Below are 21,326 nucleotides of genomic sequence, written 5' to 3'. Positions count from 1 at the left end.
GCAGGACTGTGAGCGAAACCAAGAAGGTCGTCGTCTTCGACTACGGCTTCGGCAACGTGCGTTCCGCCGAGCGGGCCCTCGCCCACGTCGGCGCGGACGTGGAGATCACCCGCGACTTCGACACCGCGATGAACGCCGACGGGCTGCTCGTCCCCGGCGTCGGTGCCTTCTCGGCCTGCATGGAAGGGCTGAAGCAGGCACGCGGCGAATGGATCATCGGCCGGAGGCTGTCCGGCGGCCGGCCCGTCATGGGCATCTGCGTCGGCATGCAGATCCTGTTCGAGCGAGGCATCGAGCACGGTGTCGAGACCGAGGGCCTCGACGAGTGGCCCGGCACCGTCGGACCGCTCAGGGCCGACGTCGTCCCGCACATGGGCTGGAACACCGTCGAATCCCCCGAGGGCTCCCAGCTCTTCGCCGGCCTCGACCCCGAGTCCCGCTACTACTTCGTGCACTCCTACGCCGCGCACGACTGGTCCCTCGAAGTGACCAACGCCAAGATCCGTGCCCCCAAGGTCACTTGGGCGACACACGGAGAGCGGTTCGTGGCTGCCGTGGAGAACGGCGCGCTGTGGGCCACCCAGTTCCACCCCGAGAAGTCCGGCGATGCCGGCGCCCAGCTGCTGACCAACTGGATCGAGACGCTGTAATGCCGAAGCTTGAACTGCTCCCCGCCGTCGACGTCCGCGACGGCCAGGCCGTCCGCCTCGTCCACGGCGAGTCCGGCTCCGAGACCTCCTACGGCTCCCCGCTGGAGGCCGCCCTCGCCTGGCAGAGCTCCGGTGCCGAGTGGCTGCACCTCGTCGACCTGGACGCCGCCTTCGGCACCGGCGACAACCGCGCGCTGATCGCCGAAGTGGCCGGCGCCATGGACATCAAGGTCGAGCTCTCCGGCGGCATCCGCGACGACGCCTCGCTCGCCGCCGCCCTCGCCACCGGGTGCCGCCGGGTCAACCTCGGCACCGCGGCCCTGGAGACCCCCGAGTGGGTCGCCAAGGTCATCGCCGAGCACGGCGACAAGATCGCGGTCGGCCTCGACGTCCGCGGTACGACGCTGCGGGGCCGCGGCTGGACCCGCGACGGCGGCGACCTCTACGAGACGCTCGCCCGCCTCGACTCCGAGGGCTGCGCCCGCTACGTGGTGACCGACATCGCCAAGGACGGCACGCTGGAAGGCCCCAACCTGGGGCTCCTGCGCGACGTCTGCGCCGCGACCGACCGGCCCGTCGTCGCCTCCGGTGGCGTCTCGTCGCTCGCCGACCTCCGCGCCATCTCCCTGCTCGTTCCCGAAGGGGTCGAGGGAGCCATCGTCGGCAAGGCGCTGTACGCGAAGGCGTTCACCCTCGAGGAGGCCCTCAAGGCGGTCGCCGCATGACGGACTCCGTACGCCGCGTCTCCTCTGGCGGGCCCTGGGAGGAGAGGTTCGGCTACTCCCGGGCGGTCCAGCTGCCCGGCGGACTCGTCCTGGTCTCCGGCTGCACGTCGGTGGTCGACGGCCAGATCTCCGCGGGCGGTCCCCACGAGCAGGCCGTCGCCTCCTTCCAGGCCGCCTTCGACGCGCTCAAGCAGGTCGGACTCGGCCGTGAGGACGTCGTCCGTACGCGGATGTACCTCACCCACGCCCGCGACGTCGACGAGGTGGGCCGCGCCCACAAGGAGCTCTTCGACGACGTGCGCCCCGCCGCGTCCATGGTCATCGTCTCCGGTCTCGTCGACCCCTCCCTGGTCGTCGAGGTCGAGATCGAGGCATACCGGGCAGGTACACGATGACGCTCGCCGTACGGGTCATCCCCTGCCTGGACGTGGACAACGGCCGCGTCGTCAAGGGCGTCAACTTCCAGAACCTGCGGGACGCCGGCGACCCCGTCGAGATGGCCAAGCTGTACGACGCCGAGGGCGCCGACGAGCTGACCTTCCTCGACATCACCGCTTCCAGCGGTGACCGGGAGACCACGTACGACGTGGTGCGCCGCACCGCCGAGCAGGTCTTCATCCCGCTCACCGTCGGCGGCGGAGTCCGCGCCGCCGACGACGTGGACAAGCTGTTGCGGGCCGGGGCCGACAAGGTCGGCGTCAACACCGCGGCCATCGCCCGCCCCGAGCTGATCCGGGAGATCGCCGAACGCTTCGGGCGCCAGGTGCTCGTGCTGTCCGTCGACGCCCGGCGCACCCCGGCGGGCACCTTCGAGGTGACGACGCACGGAGGCCGCCGGGGCACCGGCATCGACGCCGTCGAGTGGGCGCACCGGGCCGCCGAGCTCGGTGCGGGGGAGATCCTGCTCAACTCGATGGACGCCGACGGTACGAAGGACGGCTACGACACCGAGATGATCAAGGCGGTACGGGCGCACGTCACCGTCCCCGTCATCGCCTCCGGCGGTGCGGGCCGGCTCGCGGACTTCTCCCCGGCCGTCGACGCGGGCGCCGACGCGGTCCTGGCCGCGTCCGTCTTCCACTTCGGCGACCTGCGGATCTCCGAGGTCAAGGGCGCTCTCCGGGAAGCCGGACACCCGGTCCGCTGACCCGGACGGGGGAGGGGCCGGTCGCGAAGACCGGTGATCTCGCCGATGTGCGCGCACGGGGTGCACCGCGAGAGTGACGACCGTCAGCGAATGACGGCGTACCCACGCGGTGCACCCCGAAAGCCCCGGGACGACGGGGGCCCAGGGCTGCCGTGTCGTGGTTCCGCCACGACCGAGAGGACCCCCCCCGTGCAGCACCTCCCCTCCGGCGACACCTCCACGCGCCGCCACCGGATGTCGAAGAGCCGCTCCGTCAGGCTCGGCCTGGCCGCCGCGGCCGCCACCGCAGGTCTCGTCACCGCCCTCATCCCCGGCGGTGCCCAGGCCGCGGCCAACCCGTACGAGCGCGGTCCCGCACCCAGCAATTCGAGTATCGAGGCGAGCCGCGGCTCCTACGCCACGTCCCAGACGACCGTGTCCTCACTCGGCGTCAGCGGCTTCGGCGGCGGCACCATCTACTACCCGACGTCCACCGCGGACGGCACCTTCGGCGCGGTCGTCATCTCGCCCGGCTTCACGGCCTACCAGTCCAGCATCGCCTGGCTCGGACCGCGCCTGGCCTCGCAGGGCTTCGTCGTCTTCACCATCGACACCAACACCACGGTGGACCAGCCCGACAGCCGCGGCCGGCAACTGCTGTCCGCACTGGACTACCTCACCCAGCAGAGCTCCGTGCGCAGCCGGGTCGACTCCTCCCGGCTCGGCGTGATGGGCCACTCCATGGGCGGCGGCGGAACCCTGGAAGCCGCGAAGAGCCGGCCCTCGCTGCAGGCGGCGATCCCGCTGACCGGGTGGAACACCGACAAGACCTGGCCCGAGGTGAAGACCCCCACCCTGATCGTCGGCTCGGACGGGGACACGGTCGCTCCCGTCGCCTCGCACTCGGTGCCGTTCTACAACTCCCTGCCCAGCTCGCTGGACAAGGCGTACCTGGAGCTCCGGGGAGCCACCCACTTCACCCCGAACTCCTCCAACACCACGATCGCCAAGTACAGCATCTCGTGGCTGAAGCGCTTCATCGACAACGACACCCGCTACGAGCAGTTCCTCTGCCCGCTGCCGTCGACCAGCCTGACGATCGCGGCGTACAGGGGCAACTGCCCGCACACCTCCTGACCGAGGGCGGCGGGGGTGTTCCGGACGCGTGGTCCGGACCCCCTGCCGGCCGGGCGGCTTCCGCCGCGTGACACCGCCCGGCCCGTGGTCCGCCCCGCGGCGGGCACCGGGTGCCGCCGCGGCACTTCGCCCCGTTTGCCGGAACGTCCGCACACATCCGGTGTGCGGACGTCCTCATCAGGGTGACCCGGTCACCAAGGTCAGCGGGTCCTGCACGGCGGACTGGCTGCCCGAGGGGTGCCTGAGCCGCGAGGCCTTCCACCCGAAGTCCGACGGCACCACCGGGTACGCGGACGTGATGAAGTCGAGACTGACGGCACTCGGATACACCGGCTCGTGATGCGGTACGACCGTTGGTGACATGACCGCTCACACGGAACACCCTCCGACGGGCCTGCCGGCCGGACGCGCGAAGGCGCGCCGGTCGGCAGGCGTCGTCGTCGTTGTCGTCCTGGCCGCCCTGGCGGCGCTCGTCCTGGCAGCCGCGGGAACGCTCCTGTGGTGGCTGGGGGACCGGCTGCCCGAGGGGGCCGACCGCACGCGTACGGAGAACCAGCGCCTCCAGGTGGCGGGCCTCGCCCGGCAGTTGGCGGACGCGGCCCGTGACGGGGAACTCGCGGACTCCGAGATCGACCGCATCGCGCGGGCCGACCCCTGGCGGGTGGACCGGCCGGACGACGGTGCCGTACGCATCCTCGTCACGACGGTCCCGGCCCTGGCCGACGAGCCCGCGTCGTGCACGGAGTTCACCCTCCCCGCCCCCCTGGGACCGGCCACCGAGGCCGCCCGGCGACCCGCTAAGGAGGACTGCCCGGTACGCGACTGAGTACCGCACCGAGGGAGGGGGCGGCGCCGGTACCCCGGCGGAGCCGAGCCGGGGGCCGTGGGGTCCGGCCCCTTCCCGCAGCCGGCGTCCGCCGCCGCGGGACCTTCGCGCCGTTCAGTCCCGGGCGAGGAACGAGGCGATGGCCTCGGCGAACCCGGGGTCGCGCACGGCCGTCAGATGGTCACCCGGCAGCACGGTCAGCTCCGCCCCCGCGATCGCCGAGGCCAGCACCTCGGGCCGGGTCGCGAGGGGGTCGCCCGCACCGGCGAGGACGAGCGTCGGGACCGTGATCCGGTCCAGCGGCAGCGCGTCCCGGTGCACGGCCCGTATCTGCGCGGCCAGCGCCAGCCGGTCGGCGCCCGACACGTCGGCCAGCACCCGGAAGCCGCGCGTCCGCTCGGGTGCGTCCGCCGCGTCCTCGGCCGTCAGCGCCGCCGAGACCAGCTCCGGCGGCATCGCCCGGGTGTCCAGACCGCCGACCTCCACCGCGCCCGCGCCTATCCCGCCGACCACGAGCCGGCTGACCCGGGCGTCGTCGGCCGCCGCGAGCAGCGCCACCACGGCCCCCATGGAATAGCCCGCCAGGTGCACGCGGTCCGCCCCCGTGCGGTCGATCAGCAGACGGACGTCGCGGGCCATCAGCGACTCCCCGTAGAACGTGTCGTCGTGCGGCCTGTCCGATTCGCCGTGACCGCGCGCATCCAGGGCGTACACCCGGCGGCCCCGCGCGACCAGGGCCTCGACCGTCCCGGGGCCCTCCCAGTTCAGCCGTGCGTGGACGGCGAAGCCGTGCAGCAGCACGACCGGGGGCAGGGCACGGTCCGGGTTCCGCGACCAGGACCAGTACCGCAGGGTCAGACCGTCGTGTGTACGGAATTCATCAGTCATGCACCGACGTTACGGGCGTGGCGCCGCGGACCGTGCCGTGACTGTGCCCCCGCACAGTCCGGACCGCCTTCTGTTGGGAGCGCGCACCGCACCGGGCCACCCCGGGACGGGGGGCGGACGCGAACCTTCCGACGCTGTTTACGCGGAAGTAACGTGAGAGCGTGACCCCATCGACGACCGTGCACAGTCCGCTCCGGCTGTACGGCCGCAGCGGTGAACTCGCCATCCTGGAAGCCCTGTTGGGACGGCTGCGGGCAGGGGACGGCGGAGCGCTCGTGCTGAGCTCACCGCCCGGCCTCGGCCGCACCGCCCTGCTGGACCGGACCGCCGCCGTCTACCGCGCGGGACGTGACGGGCCTGTACTGTACGCCGCCGCGTCCCCCGCCGAGGAACGACTGCCCTACAGCGGGCTGCACGCCCTGCTCTGCTCCGCCCCCGGCCCGCTCCCCGTCCCGCCCGACCGGGTCCTGCGCTCCGGCATCAGCCCCGGCGGCCTGCTCACGCTGCTGCGCGCGATGGGTGCCGAACAGCCCCTGCTGGTCTGCGTGGACGACGCGCACGCCTGGGATCCCGACTCCCGGGCCGCACTCGGCTTCGTGGCCCGCAGGCTCGGCGCGGGCAGCCGGGTCGCCGTGGTGATCGGCGCCGCCGACGAGACCTGTTTCGCAGGGCTGCCCGCGCTCCGCCTCGGCCCGCTCGACGCCGACGCGACCGCCGCCCTCCTGGACCGGTTCACCGAGGGCACCGGCGACGTCGACCCCGTCGTGCGCAGCGAACTCGTCCGGGAGGCGGCCGGCAACCCGCGGCTGCTGGCCGGACTCGTCGGCCGCCTCACCCCCGACCAACTGGCCGGGCGCACCGCGCTGCCCTATCCGCTGCCCGGCGGCGAGAGCGTCCTGGACGCCCACGCCGCACAGCTCGACGGGCTCTCCCCGGACACCCGCACCCTCCTCCTGCTGGCCGCCGCGGCGGAGGAGCACGAGCCGGAGGGGGCGGGGACGGACGCCGCCCTGCTGCTGCGGGCCGGAGCCGGTGCCGGGCTGTCGGCCGCCCACCTCGACCGGGTCCTGTTCGCCCCCGCCGGTAGCGCCGGAGCCCTCCAACGATCCGGCAGCCGGGTGCACTTCAGCCATCCGCTGCTGCGCCGCGCGGTCCTGCACCGGGCTCCGCCGGGACGGCGCCGGGCCGTGCACGAGCTCCTCTCGTCGCTGCTCGCCGGGCCGGGCGCACCCTCGCTGCCCGCACTCGTCCAGCTGTCCTGCGCCGTACCCGGCCCGGACGCCGCGCTCGCCGGACAGCTGGAGGCGGCGGCCGCCGCCCCGCACCCGCACGCCGAGCGGTCGGCCGCACTGGCCCGTGCCGCCGCGCTCTCCACCGACGACGCGGTGCGCGCCGCGCGCTTCACCGCCGCCGCAGACCAGGCCAGGCTGGCCGGGGACGCCGGCCGGGCCCGCGCCCTGATGGCCCGCGTTGGCGCCCACCTCGCCGGGGGCGCCGCGCCCTACGTGCGCGGCATGCTGGCACTGCGCGACGGGCCGGCCGCCGACGCCCGTGAGGCCCTCCTGACCGCGGCGTCCCTGCTGGCGCCGCACGACGCGCGCCGAACCCTGGATGCCCTGTTCGGTGCCGCGGAGGCCGCCTGGGACATGGGGGACGCCATCGCCTACCTGGATGCCATGACCCGCGTACCCGTCCCCGCCAGCGACCGGACCATGGCGCAGTACCGGGCCGGGATGTGCGCCGTGCTCGCCGGGCGCACCGAGCGGGGCCACGCGCTGCTGCGGTGCTGCCTGGACACCGCGGAACGATCCGACAGTCCGGGCGAGCTGCTGCGGGCGGGCGTCTGCGCCCTGGTGCTCGGCGAGGTCGACGAGGCATGCCGGACCGGGGCCCGCGCCCTCGCCGCCGTACGCACCCGGGGGCCGGACGCCCTGCTCCCGCAGGCCCTGGAGCAGCTCGCCTACGCCGAACTTCGCGCCGGGCAGCACGCCAGGGCCCGCGCCCACGCGCTGGAGGGCCTGCACGCCGCCCGGCGCACGGGGCAGCCCAACGGGGCCACCCATCTGCACGCCGTGCTCGCGCTCGCCGCCTCCGTCGAAGGGCCCGCCGAGGCCTGCGCCGCCCATGCCGACGCCGCCCTCGCCGGTGCGGGGCCGCACGGCCTGACCCAGGCGGCCATGCTCGCCACCTGGGCGGTCGCCCGCGCGGACCTGGCGGCCGGACGGCCCGGCGCGGCGGCGGCCAGGCTCGGACCGCTCGTCAGGCCGGGCCCGAGGGCGGGGCACTTCGCGACCCGCTTGCTCGCCGTACCGTGCTACGTCGAGGCCGTGGTCCTCTCCGGACGCGCGGACGAAGGAGCCGGCGATCTCGCTGCGGCCGTCGCCGAGTTCGCGCTGTGGGCGGACCGGACCACCGACCCGCAGGTCCCCGCCCAGCTGGCCCGCTGCCGCGCGCTGCTGGCGCCCCCGGACGAGGCCGCCGCGCACTACGAGGCTGCGCTCGCCCACCACGACCGGGCGGGAGGCGATTTCGAGCGGGCCCGCACCCAGCTGCTCCACGGCCAGTCCCTGCGCAGGCGCCGGCGCACCCGTGAGGCGCGCGGCCCGCTGCGCGACGCCCTGGTCGCCTTCGAGCGCTGCTCCGCCCGCGCCTGGGCCGACCGGGCGGGCGGGGAACTGCGGGCGGCCGGTGAGGCGGTGGACGTGCCGGACCAGGGCGCCGCGGGGCCGCTGGCCGGTCTGACCCCGCAGCAGCAGCGGATAGCCCGCTGCGTGGCGGAGGGCGCCACCAACCGCGAGGTGGCGCTGCGGCTCTCGGTGAGCCCGCGGACGGTCGACCACCATCTGCGCAACGTCTTCGCCGCGCTCGGAGTGCGGTCCCGGACCGAGCTCGCACGGCTGCTGGACCGCTGACCGGACCCGGCGGGCACCGGCTGTTACGGCGAGGTTGCAGGACCGTGATGAGAAGAACGGCGCACACCCCTAGGTACCGACCGGGCGGTATGCCATTCTGCGGTCGTCAGGATCATTCGGTGTGCGCCTGCCCAATGCCGGGGCCGGCCGCGCACCGGGCCGGCTTATCCGGAGCCGGCCGATTCCCGGTGGAGGCCGCCATGCCACAGGTCGTACGTTCACGGATCAGGGCGCTGCACGGACCGCCCCCCGTCGCCCCGCTGCCGCACCGCTTCCGCTCCCTGGCCGACCGCGAGGCCGTCGCCGTGCTCCACCGGGCGGCCCGCGTGCTCCTGGAGTCGCTGCCGGAGCTCACGGACCGGCTCGTCGAGGCGCTGCGGGAGCAGGAGCCCGCCTACCGCACCGCGATCGAGGCCGAGCCCGCCGAGATCTGGCAGGAGGTCCACCACTCGCTGCGGCACAACGTCGCCTCCCTGATCCAGCCCCGGGAGTTCCGCGACGCCGCCCACCGCACCTCCCGGTGGATCGGCGAGACCCGCGCCGAGCAGGGCGTACCGCTCGACGCGGTCATGCACGCCTTCCGGATGGGCGGGGCCATGGTCTGGCAGGACCTGGTCGACGACACCGCCCGCCGCCACCCCGAGGACATCCGGCTGCTCGTCCATGTCGCGGCGGACGTCTGGAACTTCGTCGACGAGCACTGCGGGGTCGTCGCCGAGGCGTACCGGCAGGCCGAGCGGCGCCTCACCTGGCGCCGCGAGAACCAGCAGCGCCTGATGACGGCGGCGCTGCTGGACGGCACCGCCCGGATCGCCGACCTGCCCGACGCCGCGGCGATGCTGGGGCTCCCCGTGCAGGGGCGGTACGCGGTGCTCGCGGTCGCCACCGCGCGCCGCGCGCCGCACGGCACGGACCGGCCGCCGCTGACCCTGCCCGAGGGGACGCACGTGCTCTGGCACACGGCGGGTGATACGGAACTGGCCGTCCTGCCGCTGGAGGCCGTACCGGCCGCGGCCCACGAGGCCGTCCCGAGCGAGGGGGACGCCGACGCCAACGGCGGGCCGTCCGGGACCCCGGGGCGGGACGCACTCGCCTCGGTGGCCGCGGACCTGACCGCGCCGCCCGGCACCCGGATCGGGATCAGCTCCGTGGTCGACGGGCTCGCCTCGGTGGGCGACGCCCGGCGCCTCGCGGAGACGGCGCTGCGGGCCTGCCCGGCGTCCGGCGGCACCGTCCTGCTCGACGAGCACCTGCCGACCGCGCTCGTCGTATCCTCACCCGGCCTCGGCACCGCGCTGGCCGACCGGGTCCTCGGGCCGCTCGACCGGCTCGACCCCTCGGACCGGGACGTGATCATCGAGACGCTGACCGCGTGGCTCGACTCCGACGGGTCGGCGCAGCGGGCCGGCGCGCGGCTGTACTGCCACCGCAACACGGTGCTGAACCGGCTTCGGCGGTTCGAGCAGCTGACGGGGCGCTGCCTGACGCGGCCCTCGGACGCCGTCGAGGTCTCGCTGGCCCTGGCGGCGCGGCGGCTCCTGGGCGGCTGAGACGGGGCCGGCGCCGCACGGGGCGCCGCGCCGGCCCGTCCCCGCGCAACGCACGACTCCCAGGTCCGGCGGTGACGTTGTGCGGACGCACACGACCGGGCCGGGAGGGCTGTACGGGCGCCGCGCCCACGCCCCGCCCCCTGTACCGCGCCCTTCGCGCCTGATGCCCTGGCGCGCATGCCATCAGCTGCCCCTTGTACGGCCGAACCGGCGGAGCGAACCCGGTGAGCGGCGCGATCGACGCACGGTCCCTGGCCGTGGTCATCTTCCTCGGCTTCGTCGCGGTGTCCCTGCTGCTGTGCGGTCTGGCCGCGGCGGACCAGGACGACCCGGAACACTTCTACGCGGGCGGTGCCTCCCTCGGCCCCGTAGGCGGCGGGCTCGCCATCGCCGGTGACTACGTGTCCGCGGCCACCCTGCTCTCCACCACCGGATCCGTCGCGCTCGCCGGATTCGACGGCGTCCTGTTCGCCCTCGCCACCGTCGCCTCGCTGGTCCTGGTCATGCGCCTCTTCGCCGAACGGCTGCGCCGCCAGGGGGTGTTCACCCTGGGCGACTTCCTGGCGGACCGGCTCGGGGACGGCTCCGTACGCCGCGCGCTGGGCATCGCCACGCTCGTCGTCCTCGCCCCCCTGCTGCTCGTCCAGCTGACCACCGCCGGGCACGTCATGACGGCGATGTTCGGGCTCCCCGACGGTGCGCTCACCGGCTGCACGGTCGCCAGCGGCGCCCTGATGGTCTGCTACTCGGCGTTCGGCGGCATGCGCGGGACCGGCTTCATCCAGATCCTCAAGGTCGCCGTGGTGCTGGCCGCCGTCACCCTCCTCGCGGGGCTCGTCCTCGCCCGCTTCGACTGGTCCCCGTTCGCCCTCTTCGACGCCGCCCAAGTGGGCAGTAAGGCGGGCGGCGACTACGCGATGCCCGGCCTGCAGTTCGGCCACGGCCTCGCGGGGGGCCTCGACCTGATCGGCTTCCAGCTCACCCTCGTCCTCGGCGCCGCCTGCATGCCGCACATCACGATGCGGCTGCACCCGATACGCGACGCCCTGACCGCGCGCCGGGCCGGTGTCTGGGCGGTGGCCCCGGTCGCCCTCCTGTGCACCGGCATCGTCATCGTCGGACTCGGCGCCTCCGCCCTGATCGGGCGGGACCTCCTGCGCGCCGCCGATCCGGCGGGCGGCACCGCGCTGCTGATGGTGACCAGTGCCCTGGACCCCGGCGCCGACGGTCCGCGGGACAGCCCGCTGTTCGCGCTCGTGGCCTGCGCCGCCTTCGCCACCACCCTGGCCGCGGTGGCCGGCATCACCCTGGCCGCCGCCTCCTCCCTGGCCCGCGACTTCGCGGTGAAGTCCGGCGCCCAGGGCACCGGCAAGGCGTCAGGCCGGGAGATCCGCCGGGCCCGCTGGGCCGTCCTCGCCATCGGGGCGTTCGCCGTGCTCCTCTCGGCGTACACCCACGACCGCAACCCCCAGGTGCTGCTCTCCCTGTCGTTCGCGGCGGCGGCCTCGGTCCTGCCGCCCGTCCTGCTGTACGCCCTCTTCCGGCCGGGCTTCAACGCCCGGGGGGTGCGCTGGACGGTATACGGAACGCTGCCGCTGATCGTGGCCCTGATGATCCTTTCGCCGGCGTTCTCCGGCACCCCCGTCGCGCTCTTCCCCGAGTGGGACTTCGACGTGTTCCCGCTCCAGACGCCGGGCCTGGTCACGATTCCCGCCGGATTCCTCCTCGGACTTCTGGGGTCGAGACCCGTACGGGACACACCGCACGACGGGCCCCGCCACCGGACGCGCCACCCGCCCGCGCGGGCGGGTGGCGGCGCCTGAGCCGCCGGGGCCGGGCGGTGCCGCCCGGCCCCGGCAGCTCGACGATTGGTCCTACAGCCCGAGCTCCGCCGTACGCAGCCGGGCCAGCGCGTCCTTGTCGCCGTCCAGATCCACCCGTGCCGCGTCCTGCCTGCCCGCGGCGAACAGCAGCAGCTCACCCGGCTCCCCGGTGACCGTCACCACCGGGGTGCCCTTGTGCGCCACCACCGTCTGGCCGTCGGGGCGCCGCAGCACCACACCGACCGGGGCCCGGCGGCCCAGCATCCTGGCCGTCTTCTCGGTACGGGACCACAGCACATCGGCGAAGACCGGGTCCAGGTCGCGCCGGGACCAGTCGGGCTGGGCCCGGCGCACGTCCTCGGCGTGGATGTAGAACTCGACCGTGTTGGCCGCCTCGTCCAGCTGCTTCAGCCCGAAGGGTGACATCCGCGGCGGTCCCGTGCGGAGCAGCTGGATCAGTTCCTCGTAAGGTTTCGCGGCGAATTCGGCCTGCACCCGCTCCAGCCGGTTCTTCAGCACACCCAGCACGATCCCGCCGGCCGCGTCCGCACGGCGCTCGCGCACCACGACATGGGCGGCCAGATCACGGGTCTTCCAGCCGTTGCACAGGGTCGGTGCCTCAGGACCCGCCGCTTCCAACAGGTCGGCGAGCAGAAGACGTTCACGCTTCGCATGGGTCGACATGCACGCCAGCGTACGACCGTCCCCCATGGTCCGCCCAATGGACGCCCACCCGGACGGCCCCGTCCGGCGCGGCACAATGGAGCGCATGACCAGCACGCCCGGCACCCCGCCCGCCAGCAGCCTCGATCCGTCCGTCGCCGCCCGCCTCAAGCGCGGCCCCGACGGACTGGTCCCGGCCATCGCGCAGCAGTACGACACCGGCGAGGTGCTCATGCTCGGCTGGATGGACGACGAGGCGCTGCACCGCACCCTCACCACGGGCCGCTGCACCTACTGGTCACGCAGCCGCCGGGAGTACTGGGTCAAGGGTGACACGTCCGGCCACATCCAGAAGGTCGTGTCCGTCGCCCTGGACTGCGACGCCGACACCGTCCTGGTGAAGGTCGACCAGACCGGTGCCGCCTGCCACACGGGCGACCGCACCTGCTTCGACGCAGACGTCCTCCCGCTCTCCGCGCCCCAGTAAGGTCAGCCGCCATGGATCTCGAGACGTTCCGCAAGCTCGCCGTCGACCGCCGCGTCATCCCCGTCAGCCGCCGGCTCCTCGCGGACGGGGACACCCCGGTCGGGCTCTACCGCAAGCTCGCGGCCGAGCGCACCGGCACCTTCCTCCTCGAATCCGCGGAGAACGGCCGCACCTGGTCCCGCTACTCCTTCATCGGGGTGCGCAGCGCGGCCACCCTCACGGCCGTCGACGGTCAGGCCCGCTGGGTGGGCACCCCGCCCGTCGGCGTCCCCCTCGACGGGGACCCGCTGCAGGCGCTGCGCGCCACCGTCGAGACCCTCCACACCCCTCGCGACCTGGTCGGCGGAGAAGGCCTGCCCCCGTTCACCGGAGGCATGGTCGGCTATCTCGGCTACGACGTCGTGCGCCGGCTGGAGAAGATCACCGAGCACGGCGGCGACGACCTGAAGCTCCCCGAGCTGACGATGCTGCTCACCTCCGACCTCGCCGTGCTCGACCACGGGGACGGCACGGTCCTGCTGATCGCCAACGCGATCAACCACAACGACCTGGACTCCGGCGTCGACGAGGCCCACGCGGACGCCGTGGCCCGGCTCGACGCCATGGAGCGGGACCTGTCCAGGCCCGTCGAGAACGCCCCCGCAGTCCTGCCGCCCTCCGAACTCCCGCCGTACACCGCCCTGTGGGGCGGCCCGGCCTACCAGGACGCCGTCGACGACATCAAGGAGCGCATCAGGGCCGGCGAGGCCTTCCAGGTGGTGCCCTCCCAGCGCTTCGAAACGCCCTGCACGGCAACCGCGTTGGACGTCTACCGGGTCCTGCGCGCCACCAACCCGTCGCCGTACATGTACCTCTTCCGCTTCGACGGCTTCGACGTCGTCGGCTCCAGCCCGGAGGCGCTCGTCAAGGTCGAGGACGGCCGGGCCATGGTCCACCCGATCGCCGGGACCCGGCACCGCGGCGCCACTCCGCAGGAGGACCAGGCGCTCGCCGACGAACTCCTCGCCGACCCGAAGGAGCGCGCCGAGCACCTGATGCTCGTCGACCTCGGCCGCAACGACCTGGGACGGGTCTGCGAACCCGGCAGCGTCGAGGTCGTCGACTTCATGTCCGTCGAGCGGTACTCGCACGTGATGCACATCGTCTCCACCGTCACCGGGCGCGTCGCCGAGGGCCGCAGCGCCTTCGACGTCCTCACCGCGTGCTTTCCCGCCGGCACCCTCTCGGGAGCCCCCAAACCGCGGGCCATGCAGATCATCGAGGAGCTCGAACCCACCCGCCGCGGCCTGTACGGGGGCTGCGTCGGCTACCTCGACTTCGCCGGGGACTCCGACACCGCCATCGCCATCCGGACCGCCCTGCTCCGTGACGGCACCGCCTATGTCCAGGCCGGAGCGGGCGTCGTGGCCGACTCCGACCCGGTGGGCGAGGACACCGAGTGCCGCAACAAGGCCGCCGCGGTCCTGCGCGCCGTCCACACGGCGAACCGGCTCGGGGCCCACCGGGACGGGCCGGCGACGCGGTAGGGGATAGTGGAGTACGTGAGCGCCGTACCCGTACCCCAGCCCCGTGCCCGAGCCGCCTCCGCGCCCGACAGCGCAGGAAGCCGCCGCAGCCTCGGCGCCGGCCTGCTCCTCGGGGCCGCCGGCGCCACCGTCGTACTGCTCGCGTCCGGGCAGACCTGGGCGGAGGGCAGGGCCGCCGTCGGCGGCGGCACGCTGCCGCTGAGCGCGGACGGCCAGGACGTCACCGGCCTCCCGGCGGCCCTGGCCGTCGTCGGCCTCGCCGCCCTCGTCGCCGTCTTCGCCGTCCGCCGCGGCGGACGCGTGGTCGTCGCCGGGCTGCTGGCCCTCAGCGGCCTCGGCGCCGGGCTGAGCGCCTACGCCGGAGCGTCGGACAGCGAGGCGCTCGACGAGAAGGCGGCGCAGACCACCGGCGACGCCTCGGCCGGCATCGAGGCCCTCAGCCACACCGCGTGGCCGTACGTCACGGCCGTCGGCGGACTGCTGATCCTGCTCGCGGGGCTGCTCGCCCTGCGCTACGGCAGCCGCTGGCCCGCCATGTCGGGACGGTACGACCGCGAGGGCGCACCCCGGCCCCGCCGGGCCCCCCGCACCGCACCGGACCCCGGCCGGCCCGAGGACCTGTGGAAGGCCCTGGACCGCGGCGAGGATCCGACGCGCGAGGCATGACCCCCGGGCTCGGGTCCCACGGCACGTACGGGACAATGGCACCGAGCTTTCTGAACAGCGATACCTTTAGCGCAACACCAACGAGGAGCAACTCATGGCGGGCAGCAGCCACGGACACACCCCGGCCGCCTGGACCGGTGTCATCATCTGCTTCATCGGCTTCTGCATCGCAGGCGTCTTCATGGTCGCGGCGAACCCGCTCGGCTTCTGGGCCGGAATCGTCGTCACCCTCCTCGGCGGGGCCGTCGGTCTCGCCATGAAGATCGCCGGCCTCGGCATGCCGAAGGAGTCGGCCGAGATGGCCGCGGCCAGGGCCCGCGCCGGACAGGCGCAGATCTCCTCCTGACGTGCCGGTGCAGGGACACGACGCGAGGCGCGGCCCGGACCGGGCTGCGCCTTCCCGCGTCAGCGGGGACAATCGGCGGGTGGACGCTTCAGCATCACCCGCCGACCCGGGCCCGGCCCCCTCAGCGGCAGAGCCCGGTGGGGACGCCCCGGCACCCCCGCCCGGACACGGACCCGTGGTCCCCACGGCGCCCGTCCCCCTCTCCCGGCTGCGGCGGCTCGCCCCGCCCGTCGGGGCCATGGCGGCCGTCGTCGCGGCCTTCGGCTACGTGGCCACCGTCGACCCCAACGAACCCGGCCACTACCCGGTCTGCCCCATGCTCCGGTTCACCGGACTGCTCTGCCCCGGCTGCGGAGGGCTGCGCAGCGCGCACGCCTTCGCCCACGGCGACCTCGTCGCGGCGCTGGGCTCCAACGCCCCGGCGGTCCTCGGCTACGTCGCCTTCGCCGCGGTGTGGCTGCTCTGGATGGTCCGCGCCGGCCGGGGACAGCCCCTGCGCATCGGCCTCGCGCCCGCCTACCTGTGGGGCCTGGGCGCCGTACTGCTGGTCTTCACGGTCGTCCGGAATCTGCCGTTCGGGTCAGGGCTGGCGCCGTGACCGCCCAGGTAGTGGGACGGCACGTCACCGGATGCGGGCCCCGCGGCCTCCTGCGGATACCATCGGAACGGCTGATCCTGTTCCCTCATCACCGTTCCGGAAGGGGGCCGCTCGCGTGAGTGTGCTCGACGAGATCATCGAAGGCGTTCGCGCCGACCTCGCGGAGCGGCAGACGCGTGTCAGCCTCGACGAGCTCAAGGAACGCGCCGCGCGCGCTCCCCGGGCCAAGGACGGAGTCGCCGCCCTGCGCGGCGAGGGCGTGACCGTCATCTGCGAGGTGAAGCGCTCCAGCCCCTCCAAGGGCGCCCTGGCCGCCATCGCCGACCCGGCCGCGCTCGCCGCGGACTACGAGGCCGGCGGAGCGTCCGTCATCTCGGTCCTCACCGAGGAGCGCCGCTTCGGCGGTTCGCTCGCCGATCTGGAGGCCGTCCGCGCCAAGGTCGACATCCCGATCCTGCGCAAGGACTTCATCGTCACCTCGTACCAGCTGTGGGAGGCACGGGCGTACGGCGCCGACCTCGCCCTGCTGATCGTCGCCGCCCTCGACCAGGAGGCGCTGGTCTCGCTGATCGAGCGCGCCGAGTCGATCGGCCTGACGCCGCTCGTCGAGGCGCACGACGAGGAGGAGGCGGAGCGTGCCGTGGACGCCGGAGCGAAGATCATCGGTGTCAACGCGCGCAACCTGAAGGACCTCAAGGTCGACCGTTCCACCTTCGAACGCGTCGCCCCCGAGATCCCCGACCACATCGTCAAGGTCGCCGAGTCCGGTGTCCGCGGCCCGCACGACCTCATCGCCTACGCCAATGCGGGCGCCGACGCGGTGCTGGTCGGCGAGTCCCTCGTCACCGGCCGCGACCCGCGGGCCGCCGTCGCCGACCTGGTCGCCGCCGGCACCCACCCGGCGCTCCGGCACGGACGGGGCTGACCGCACCCGTGCCCGTCCGTCCCGCACCCCGCATCCGGCCGGGCCTGCGCCCCGCCGGGGCGAGCGCCCGGGACCCGCACGCGCCGCTGGCGCGCGGCTGCCGCCCCCGCGGATGCCGCGCCCCCGCCCGGCGCGTGCACGGCCGGCGCGTGCGGTACGTGATCGGTGACGAGCCCGGACAGGTCAACGGCATGCGATGGCGCACGGGGTCCGCGCCGTAGCGAGCCCCGGCCGTCGTCCCCGCCGTACCGCGGGGATCCGCACGCCCCACCGCACCGACCGTCCACCGGCCGGCGCGGCGCTCCGCCCACGGCGCATACGGTGACACCACCCGTTGCGATTCGAGGAGCACGTCGCATGTCGTCCGACTTCTTCATCCCGGACCCCGAGGGTCTGATCCCCAGCGCCGAGGGGTACTTCGGCGCGTACGGCGGCAAGTTCATCCCGGAGGCGCTGGTCGCCGCCGTGGACGAGGTGGCCGTCGAGTACGACAAGGCCAAGGCGGACCCGGCCTTCGCCGCCGAGCTCAACGCGCTCATGGTCGACTACACCGGCCGGCCCAGTGCGCTGACCGAGGTCACGCGCTTCGCCGAGCACGCCGGAGGGGCCCGTGTCTTCCTCAAGCGCGAGGACCTGAACCACACCGGCTCCCACAAGATCAACAATGTGCTCGGCCAGGCCCTGCTCACCAGGCGCATGGGCAAGACCCGCATCATCGCGGAGACCGGAGCCGGCCAGCACGGCGTCGCCACGGCGACCGCCTGCGCCCTCTTCGGGCTCGAATGCACCATCTACATGGGTGAGATCGACACCGAACGCCAGGCGCTGAACGTGGCGCGGATGCGGATGCTCGGGGCCGAGGTCATCGCCGTGAAGTCCGGTTCCAGGACGCTCAAGGACGCGATCAACGAGGCGTTCCGCGACTGGGTCGCCAACGTGGACCGCACGCACTACCTCTTCGGCACGGTCGCCGGGCCGCACCCGTTCCCGGCGATGGTCCGCGACTTCCACCGTGTCATCGGCGTCGAGGCCCGCCGCCAGATCCTGGAGCGGACCGGCCGGCTGCCGGACGCCGCGATCGCCTGCGTCGGCGGCGGCTCCAACGCCATCGGCCTCTTCCACGCCTTCATCCCGGACGCCGGCGTCCGGCTGATCGGCTGCGAACCCGCCGGACACGGTGTGGAGACCGGCGAGCACGCGGCGACCCTGACCGCGGGGGAGCCCGGAATCCTGCACGGCTCACGCTCGTACGTCCTCCAGGACGACGAGGGCCAGATCACCGAGCCGTACTCCATCTCGGCGGGCCTCGACTACCCGGGCATCGGCCCGGAGCACGCCTACCTCAAGGACATCGGCCGCGGCGAGTACCGTGCGGTCACCGACGACGCCGCCATGCAGGCGCTGCGCCTCCTCTCCCGCACCGAGGGGATCATCCCGGCCATCGAGAGCGCGCACGCGCTGGCCGGAGCCCTGGAGGTCGGGCGGGAACTGGGCGGGGACGGGCTGATCCTGATCAACCTGTCCGGCCGCGGTGACAAGGACATGGACACGGCAGCGCGGTACTTCGGGCTGTACGACGGCGCCGACGGGGTCGTCGAGGCCGATGTGGCCGACGGAGAGGAAGAGGTCACCAGGTGAGCGGCAACCGAGAGCTTCTCGAATCGGCACTGGCGAGGGCGGCCGCGGAGGACCGGGCCGCGCTCATCGCCTACCTTCCCGGTGGCTTCCCGACGGTCGACGGCGGCATCGAGGCGGTCAAGGCGGTCGTCGCCGGCGGCGCCGACATCGTCGAGGTGGGCCTCCCGCACAGCGACCCGGTACTCGACGGGCCGGTCATCCAGACCGCCGACGACATCGCGCTGCGCGGCGGCGTCAGGATCGCCGACATCATGCGCACGGTCCGGGAGGCGCACGAGGCCACAGGCGTCCCGGTCCTCGTCATGACGTACTGGAACCCGATCGACCGCTACGGCGTGGAACGCTTCACCGCCGAGCTCGCCGAGGCGGGCGGCGCCGGGTGCATCCTGCCCGACCTGCCGGTCCAGGAGTCCGCACTGTGGCGCGAGCACGCCGAGAAGCACTCACTCGCCACCGTCTTCGTCGTCGCGCCGAGCAGCCGGGACGCACGCCTCGCCGCCATCACGGCGGCCGGCTCCGGCTTCGTCTACGCCTCCTCCCTCATGGGCGTCACCGGTACCCGTGAGTCGGTCGGCGAGCAGGCCCAGGAACTGGTGCGGCGAACCCGCGCCACCACGGACCTGCCGGTCTGTGTCGGCATCGGCGTGTCCACGCCCGAGCACGCGCGGCAGGTCGCGGCCTTCGCCGACGGCGTGATCGTCGGCTCGGCCTTCGTCAAGCGGATGCTGGACGCCCCGGACGAGGCCGCCGGCCTCCTCGCCGTCCGCGAGCTGGCCGGCGCACTCGCCGAGGGCGTTCGAAAGCGCTGACCCCGGTCGTCATCCGTACGGGTGGACCTCGGTCCGGGGAGGCGCTGACGCGCCTCCCCGGTTCGTTTGCGCGGTGTGAGTGACAAGAACGATGAGCGAAAGAGAGCCGCGCGCGACCGGCTCGAACAGCAGCGCGAGCTGGACCGGGCGCGCGAGCGCCGCAGGCGCACGCTGATCGTCGCGACCGCCGTGGTGGGGGTGCTGGCGCTGGCCGCCGTCGTCGGCCTGATCGCCGCCAACGCGGGCAAGGACGACAACGACAGCCAGGCGGGCCCCGTGGCCACCCCGTCCGGCGCGACCGGCAAGGACGGCCTCACCCTCCAGGTGGGGGCGGACGACGCACCGTCCACGCTCACGGTCTGGGAGGACTTCCGCTGCCCGGTCTGCGCCCAGTTCGAGGACGCCTTCCGCGACACGATCGCGGAGCTGGCGGACAGCGGGCAGATCAAGGTGGACTACCACCTGGCCACGATCATCGACGGCAATCTCGGCGGCAGCGGATCCCTGCGGGCGGCCAACGCGGCTGCCTGCGCCCAGGACGCCGGAGAGTTCGCCGCCTACCACGACGTGCTCTACCGCAATCAGCCCGCAGAGTCGGACGACTCCTTCGCCGACAACAGCAGGCTGATCGAGCTGGCGGGATCCGTGGACGGCCTGGACACGCCCGCCTTCCGCAACTGCGTGGAGGACGGCACCTACGACAGCTGGGTCGAGAAATCCAACACCGCCTTCGGGGAGGGCGGCTTCCAGGGGACGCCGACCGCCCTGCTCAACGGTGAGTCGATCTTCCCGAAGAAGGGGGACGAGGAGATCTCCGTCGCCCATCTCAAGAAGTGGGTGGCCGAGGCCAACAAGGGCAGAAAACCGGCCACGGCAGGGGCTACACCCTCCCCATGAGCCGCCTCGTTACCCAGAAGTTGTCCGACGGCTTGCCGCTCGTCCCGTCCGGCAGGGTAGCGTCGACCCCGTCATGAACCTTGCCTTCATTCCCAGCCCGTCGACCGGGGTGATCGAGCTCGGCCCGATCCCGCTCCGCGGCTACGCGTTCTGCATCATCATCGGTGTCTTCGTCGCCGTCTGGTTCGGCAACAAGCGCTGGATCGCCAGGGGCGGCAGAGCCGGCACCGTCGCCGACATCGCCGTCTGGGCCGTGCCCTTCGGCCTGGTCGGCGGCAGGCTCTACCACGTCGTCACCGACTACCAGCTGTACTTCAGCGACGGTGAGAACTGGGTGGACGCCTTCAAGATCTGGGAAGGCGGCCTCGGTATCTGGGGCGCGATCGCGCTCGGCGCGGTCGGTGCCTGGATCGGCTGCCGCCGGCGCGGGATCCCGCTGCCCGCCTGGGCCGACGCCCTGGCGCCCGGCATCGCCATCGCCCAGGCGATCGGCCGCTGGGGCAACTGGTTCAACCAGGAGCTCTACGGCAAGCCGACGGATCTGCCGTGGGCGGTGGAGATCAGCGAGGGCGCGAACCGGGTGGCGGGCACCTACCACCCGACGTTCCTGTACGAGTCGCTGTGGTGCCTCGGCGTCGCGCTGCTGGTCGTCTGGGCGGACCGCCGCTTCAAGCTCGGACACGGCCGGGCGTTCGCGCTGTACGTCGCGGCGTACTGCGCGGGCCGCGCGTGGATCGAGTACCTGCGCGTCGACGAGGCGCACCACGTGCTGGGCCTGCGGCTCAACGTCTGGACGGCGATCATCGTCTTCGTGCTGGCGGTGACGTACATCGTGGTCTCGGCCAGGATGCGCCCCGGCCGCGAGGAGATCGTCGAGCCCGCCGCCGCCGAACCCGCCGGGACCGGCGAGGCGGACGGCGAGGCACGCGAGGACGGCACCGGGGCGGCCCCCGCGGAGGACACCGACGCACCGGACGCCGACGTGCGGGACACCGATGCGGAGGCGAAGGCGCCGGAGGGCGACGGGTCTCCGCAGAAGGCCGACAAGAGCTGACGCACCCGAACGGACAGGGGCCGTCGGACCGAGAGGTCCGGCGGCCCCTTCGCGTGCGGTGACCGGGGGCCGGCCCCTTC

The 21,326-nt window shown here is 73.7% G+C and carries 23 protein-coding genes; 21 read left to right on the top strand and 2 right to left on the bottom strand.

The features are described 5' to 3' along the window. Positions 1-8 precede the first annotated feature (8 nt). The 7 genes from hisH (at position 9) to OG927_RS08175 (ending at position 4,464) form a co-directional block, all read left to right on the top strand. A complete protein-coding gene (gene hisH, locus OG927_RS08205) occupies positions 9-650 on the top strand; it encodes an imidazole glycerol phosphate synthase subunit HisH (RefSeq protein WP_056784037.1) in 642 nt (213 codons plus the stop codon). Then, positions 650-1,375, top strand: coding sequence for a bifunctional 1-(5-phosphoribosyl)-5-((5-phosphoribosylamino)methylideneamino)imidazole-4-carboxamide isomerase/phosphoribosylanthranilate isomerase PriA (gene priA, locus OG927_RS08200; protein ID WP_056784032.1), 726 nt, complete (start codon positions 650-652; stop codon positions 1,373-1,375). The genes hisH and priA overlap by 1 nt, the downstream gene beginning before the upstream one ends. Continuing rightward, on the top strand, positions 1,372-1,770 hold the full coding sequence (locus tag OG927_RS08195) for a RidA family protein (protein ID WP_056784027.1): 399 nt from the start codon (positions 1,372-1,374) through the stop codon (positions 1,768-1,770). Before priA ends, OG927_RS08195 begins: the two co-directional genes overlap by 4 nt. Next, positions 1,767-2,522: an imidazole glycerol phosphate synthase subunit HisF gene (hisF, locus tag OG927_RS08190; protein WP_056784022.1), complete on the top strand. Its 756-nt coding sequence runs from the start codon at positions 1,767-1,769 to the stop codon at positions 2,520-2,522. Before OG927_RS08195 ends, hisF begins: the two co-directional genes overlap by 4 nt. A 234-nt stretch (positions 2,523-2,756) precedes the next feature. Then, positions 2,757-3,638, top strand: coding sequence for a bis(hydroxyethyl) terephthalate hydrolase (gene bdeA, locus OG927_RS08185; protein ID WP_056785866.1), 882 nt, complete (start codon positions 2,757-2,759; stop codon positions 3,636-3,638). 160 nt (positions 3,639-3,798) lie between these two features. After that, positions 3,799-3,978 carry a hypothetical protein gene (locus OG927_RS08180; protein WP_056784018.1) on the top strand — a complete coding sequence of 60 codons (180 nt, stop codon included), beginning with the start codon at positions 3,799-3,801 and terminating at the stop codon, positions 3,976-3,978. 21 nt (positions 3,979-3,999) lie between these two features. Then, complete coding sequence (locus tag OG927_RS08175; protein WP_056784014.1) at positions 4,000-4,464, top strand: hypothetical protein; 465 nt, start codon at positions 4,000-4,002, stop codon at positions 4,462-4,464. A gap of 114 nt (positions 4,465-4,578) precedes the next feature. On the opposite strand, the gene OG927_RS08170 is transcribed toward OG927_RS08175, so the two are convergent. Beyond that, the gene (locus tag OG927_RS08170) at positions 4,579-5,352 is read right to left on the bottom strand and encodes an alpha/beta fold hydrolase (protein ID WP_056784011.1); all 774 of its coding nucleotides are present in this window, start codon (positions 5,350-5,352) and stop codon (positions 4,579-4,581) included. Positions 5,353-5,513: 161 nt separating this feature from the next. Between OG927_RS08170 and OG927_RS08165 the strand changes: the two genes are divergently transcribed. The 3 genes from OG927_RS08165 (at position 5,514) to OG927_RS08155 (ending at position 11,637) form a co-directional block, all read left to right on the top strand. Further along, a complete protein-coding gene (locus OG927_RS08165; protein ID WP_330319909.1) occupies positions 5,514-8,264 on the top strand; it encodes a LuxR family transcriptional regulator in 2,751 nt (916 codons plus the stop codon). Between the two features lie 200 nt (positions 8,265-8,464). After that, positions 8,465-9,814: a PucR family transcriptional regulator gene (locus tag OG927_RS08160; RefSeq protein WP_124282633.1), complete on the top strand. Its 1,350-nt coding sequence runs from the start codon at positions 8,465-8,467 to the stop codon at positions 9,812-9,814. Positions 9,815-10,038: 224 nt separating this feature from the next. Further along, positions 10,039-11,637 (top strand): sodium/solute symporter, encoded by a 1,599-nt coding sequence (locus tag OG927_RS08155; RefSeq protein ID WP_274922959.1) that lies wholly within the window; start codon positions 10,039-10,041, stop codon positions 11,635-11,637. Between the two features lie 51 nt (positions 11,638-11,688). Here the strand turns inward: OG927_RS08155 and OG927_RS08150 are convergent, their stop codons facing one another. Beyond that, a complete protein-coding gene (locus tag OG927_RS08150; RefSeq protein ID WP_056783999.1) occupies positions 11,689-12,321 on the bottom strand; it encodes a TIGR03085 family metal-binding protein in 633 nt (210 codons plus the stop codon). 85 nt (positions 12,322-12,406) lie between these two features. Between OG927_RS08150 and hisI the strand changes: the two genes are divergently transcribed. The 11 genes from hisI to lgt all read left to right on the top strand — a co-directional run bounded on the left by hisI (position 12,407) and on the right by lgt (position 21,246). Beyond that, a complete protein-coding gene (gene hisI, locus OG927_RS08145; protein ID WP_056785856.1) occupies positions 12,407-12,787 on the top strand; it encodes a phosphoribosyl-AMP cyclohydrolase in 381 nt (126 codons plus the stop codon). An 11-nt stretch (positions 12,788-12,798) separates the two neighbouring features. Further along, positions 12,799-14,313, top strand: a complete 1,515-nt coding sequence (locus tag OG927_RS08140; RefSeq protein WP_056783995.1) for an anthranilate synthase component I — start codon at positions 12,799-12,801, stop codon at positions 14,311-14,313. Positions 14,314-14,319: 6 nt separating this feature from the next. Beyond that, the gene (locus OG927_RS08135; RefSeq protein WP_056783992.1) at positions 14,320-14,979 is read left to right on the top strand and encodes a TIGR02234 family membrane protein; all 660 of its coding nucleotides are present in this window, start codon (positions 14,320-14,322) and stop codon (positions 14,977-14,979) included. Positions 14,980-15,073: 94 nt separating this feature from the next. Further along, entirely contained in the window at positions 15,074-15,325 is a 252-nt protein-coding gene (locus OG927_RS08130; RefSeq protein WP_056783989.1) for an HGxxPAAW family protein, read from the top strand. A 79-nt stretch (positions 15,326-15,404) separates the two neighbouring features. Beyond that, a complete protein-coding gene (locus OG927_RS08125; protein ID WP_079099546.1) occupies positions 15,405-15,923 on the top strand; it encodes a DUF2752 domain-containing protein in 519 nt (172 codons plus the stop codon). A gap of 115 nt (positions 15,924-16,038) precedes the next feature. Next, positions 16,039-16,848: an indole-3-glycerol phosphate synthase TrpC gene (gene trpC / locus OG927_RS08120; RefSeq protein ID WP_209470698.1), complete on the top strand. Its 810-nt coding sequence runs from the start codon at positions 16,039-16,041 to the stop codon at positions 16,846-16,848. A 32-nt stretch (positions 16,849-16,880) separates the two neighbouring features. After that, positions 16,881-17,069: a tryptophan biosynthesis modulator TrpM gene (trpM, locus tag OG927_RS08115; RefSeq protein WP_107103173.1), complete on the top strand. Its 189-nt coding sequence runs from the start codon at positions 16,881-16,883 to the stop codon at positions 17,067-17,069. Positions 17,070-17,205: 136 nt separating this feature from the next. Next, on the top strand, positions 17,206-18,486 hold the full coding sequence (gene trpB / locus OG927_RS08110; RefSeq protein WP_124282635.1) for a tryptophan synthase subunit beta: 1,281 nt from the start codon (positions 17,206-17,208) through the stop codon (positions 18,484-18,486). Next, a complete protein-coding gene (gene trpA / locus OG927_RS08105) occupies positions 18,483-19,295 on the top strand; it encodes a tryptophan synthase subunit alpha (protein WP_056783975.1) in 813 nt (270 codons plus the stop codon). Before trpB ends, trpA begins: the two co-directional genes overlap by 4 nt. Before the next feature lie 75 nt (positions 19,296-19,370). Then, complete coding sequence (locus OG927_RS08100) at positions 19,371-20,192, top strand: DsbA family protein (protein ID WP_330319908.1); 822 nt, start codon at positions 19,371-19,373, stop codon at positions 20,190-20,192. 73 nt (positions 20,193-20,265) lie between these two features. Then, complete coding sequence (gene lgt, locus OG927_RS08095; protein ID WP_330319907.1) at positions 20,266-21,246, top strand: prolipoprotein diacylglyceryl transferase; 981 nt, start codon at positions 20,266-20,268, stop codon at positions 21,244-21,246. Positions 21,247-21,326: the final 80 nt, after the last annotated feature.

This window comes from Streptomyces clavifer, from assembly GCF_036345975.1.
In the GTDB taxonomy this organism is placed as follows: Bacteria; Actinomycetota; Actinomycetes; order Streptomycetales; family Streptomycetaceae; genus Streptomyces; species Streptomyces clavifer.
The sequence above is the reverse complement of the archived record's forward strand: the minus strand, read 5'-3'. Positions and strand labels throughout refer to the sequence as shown.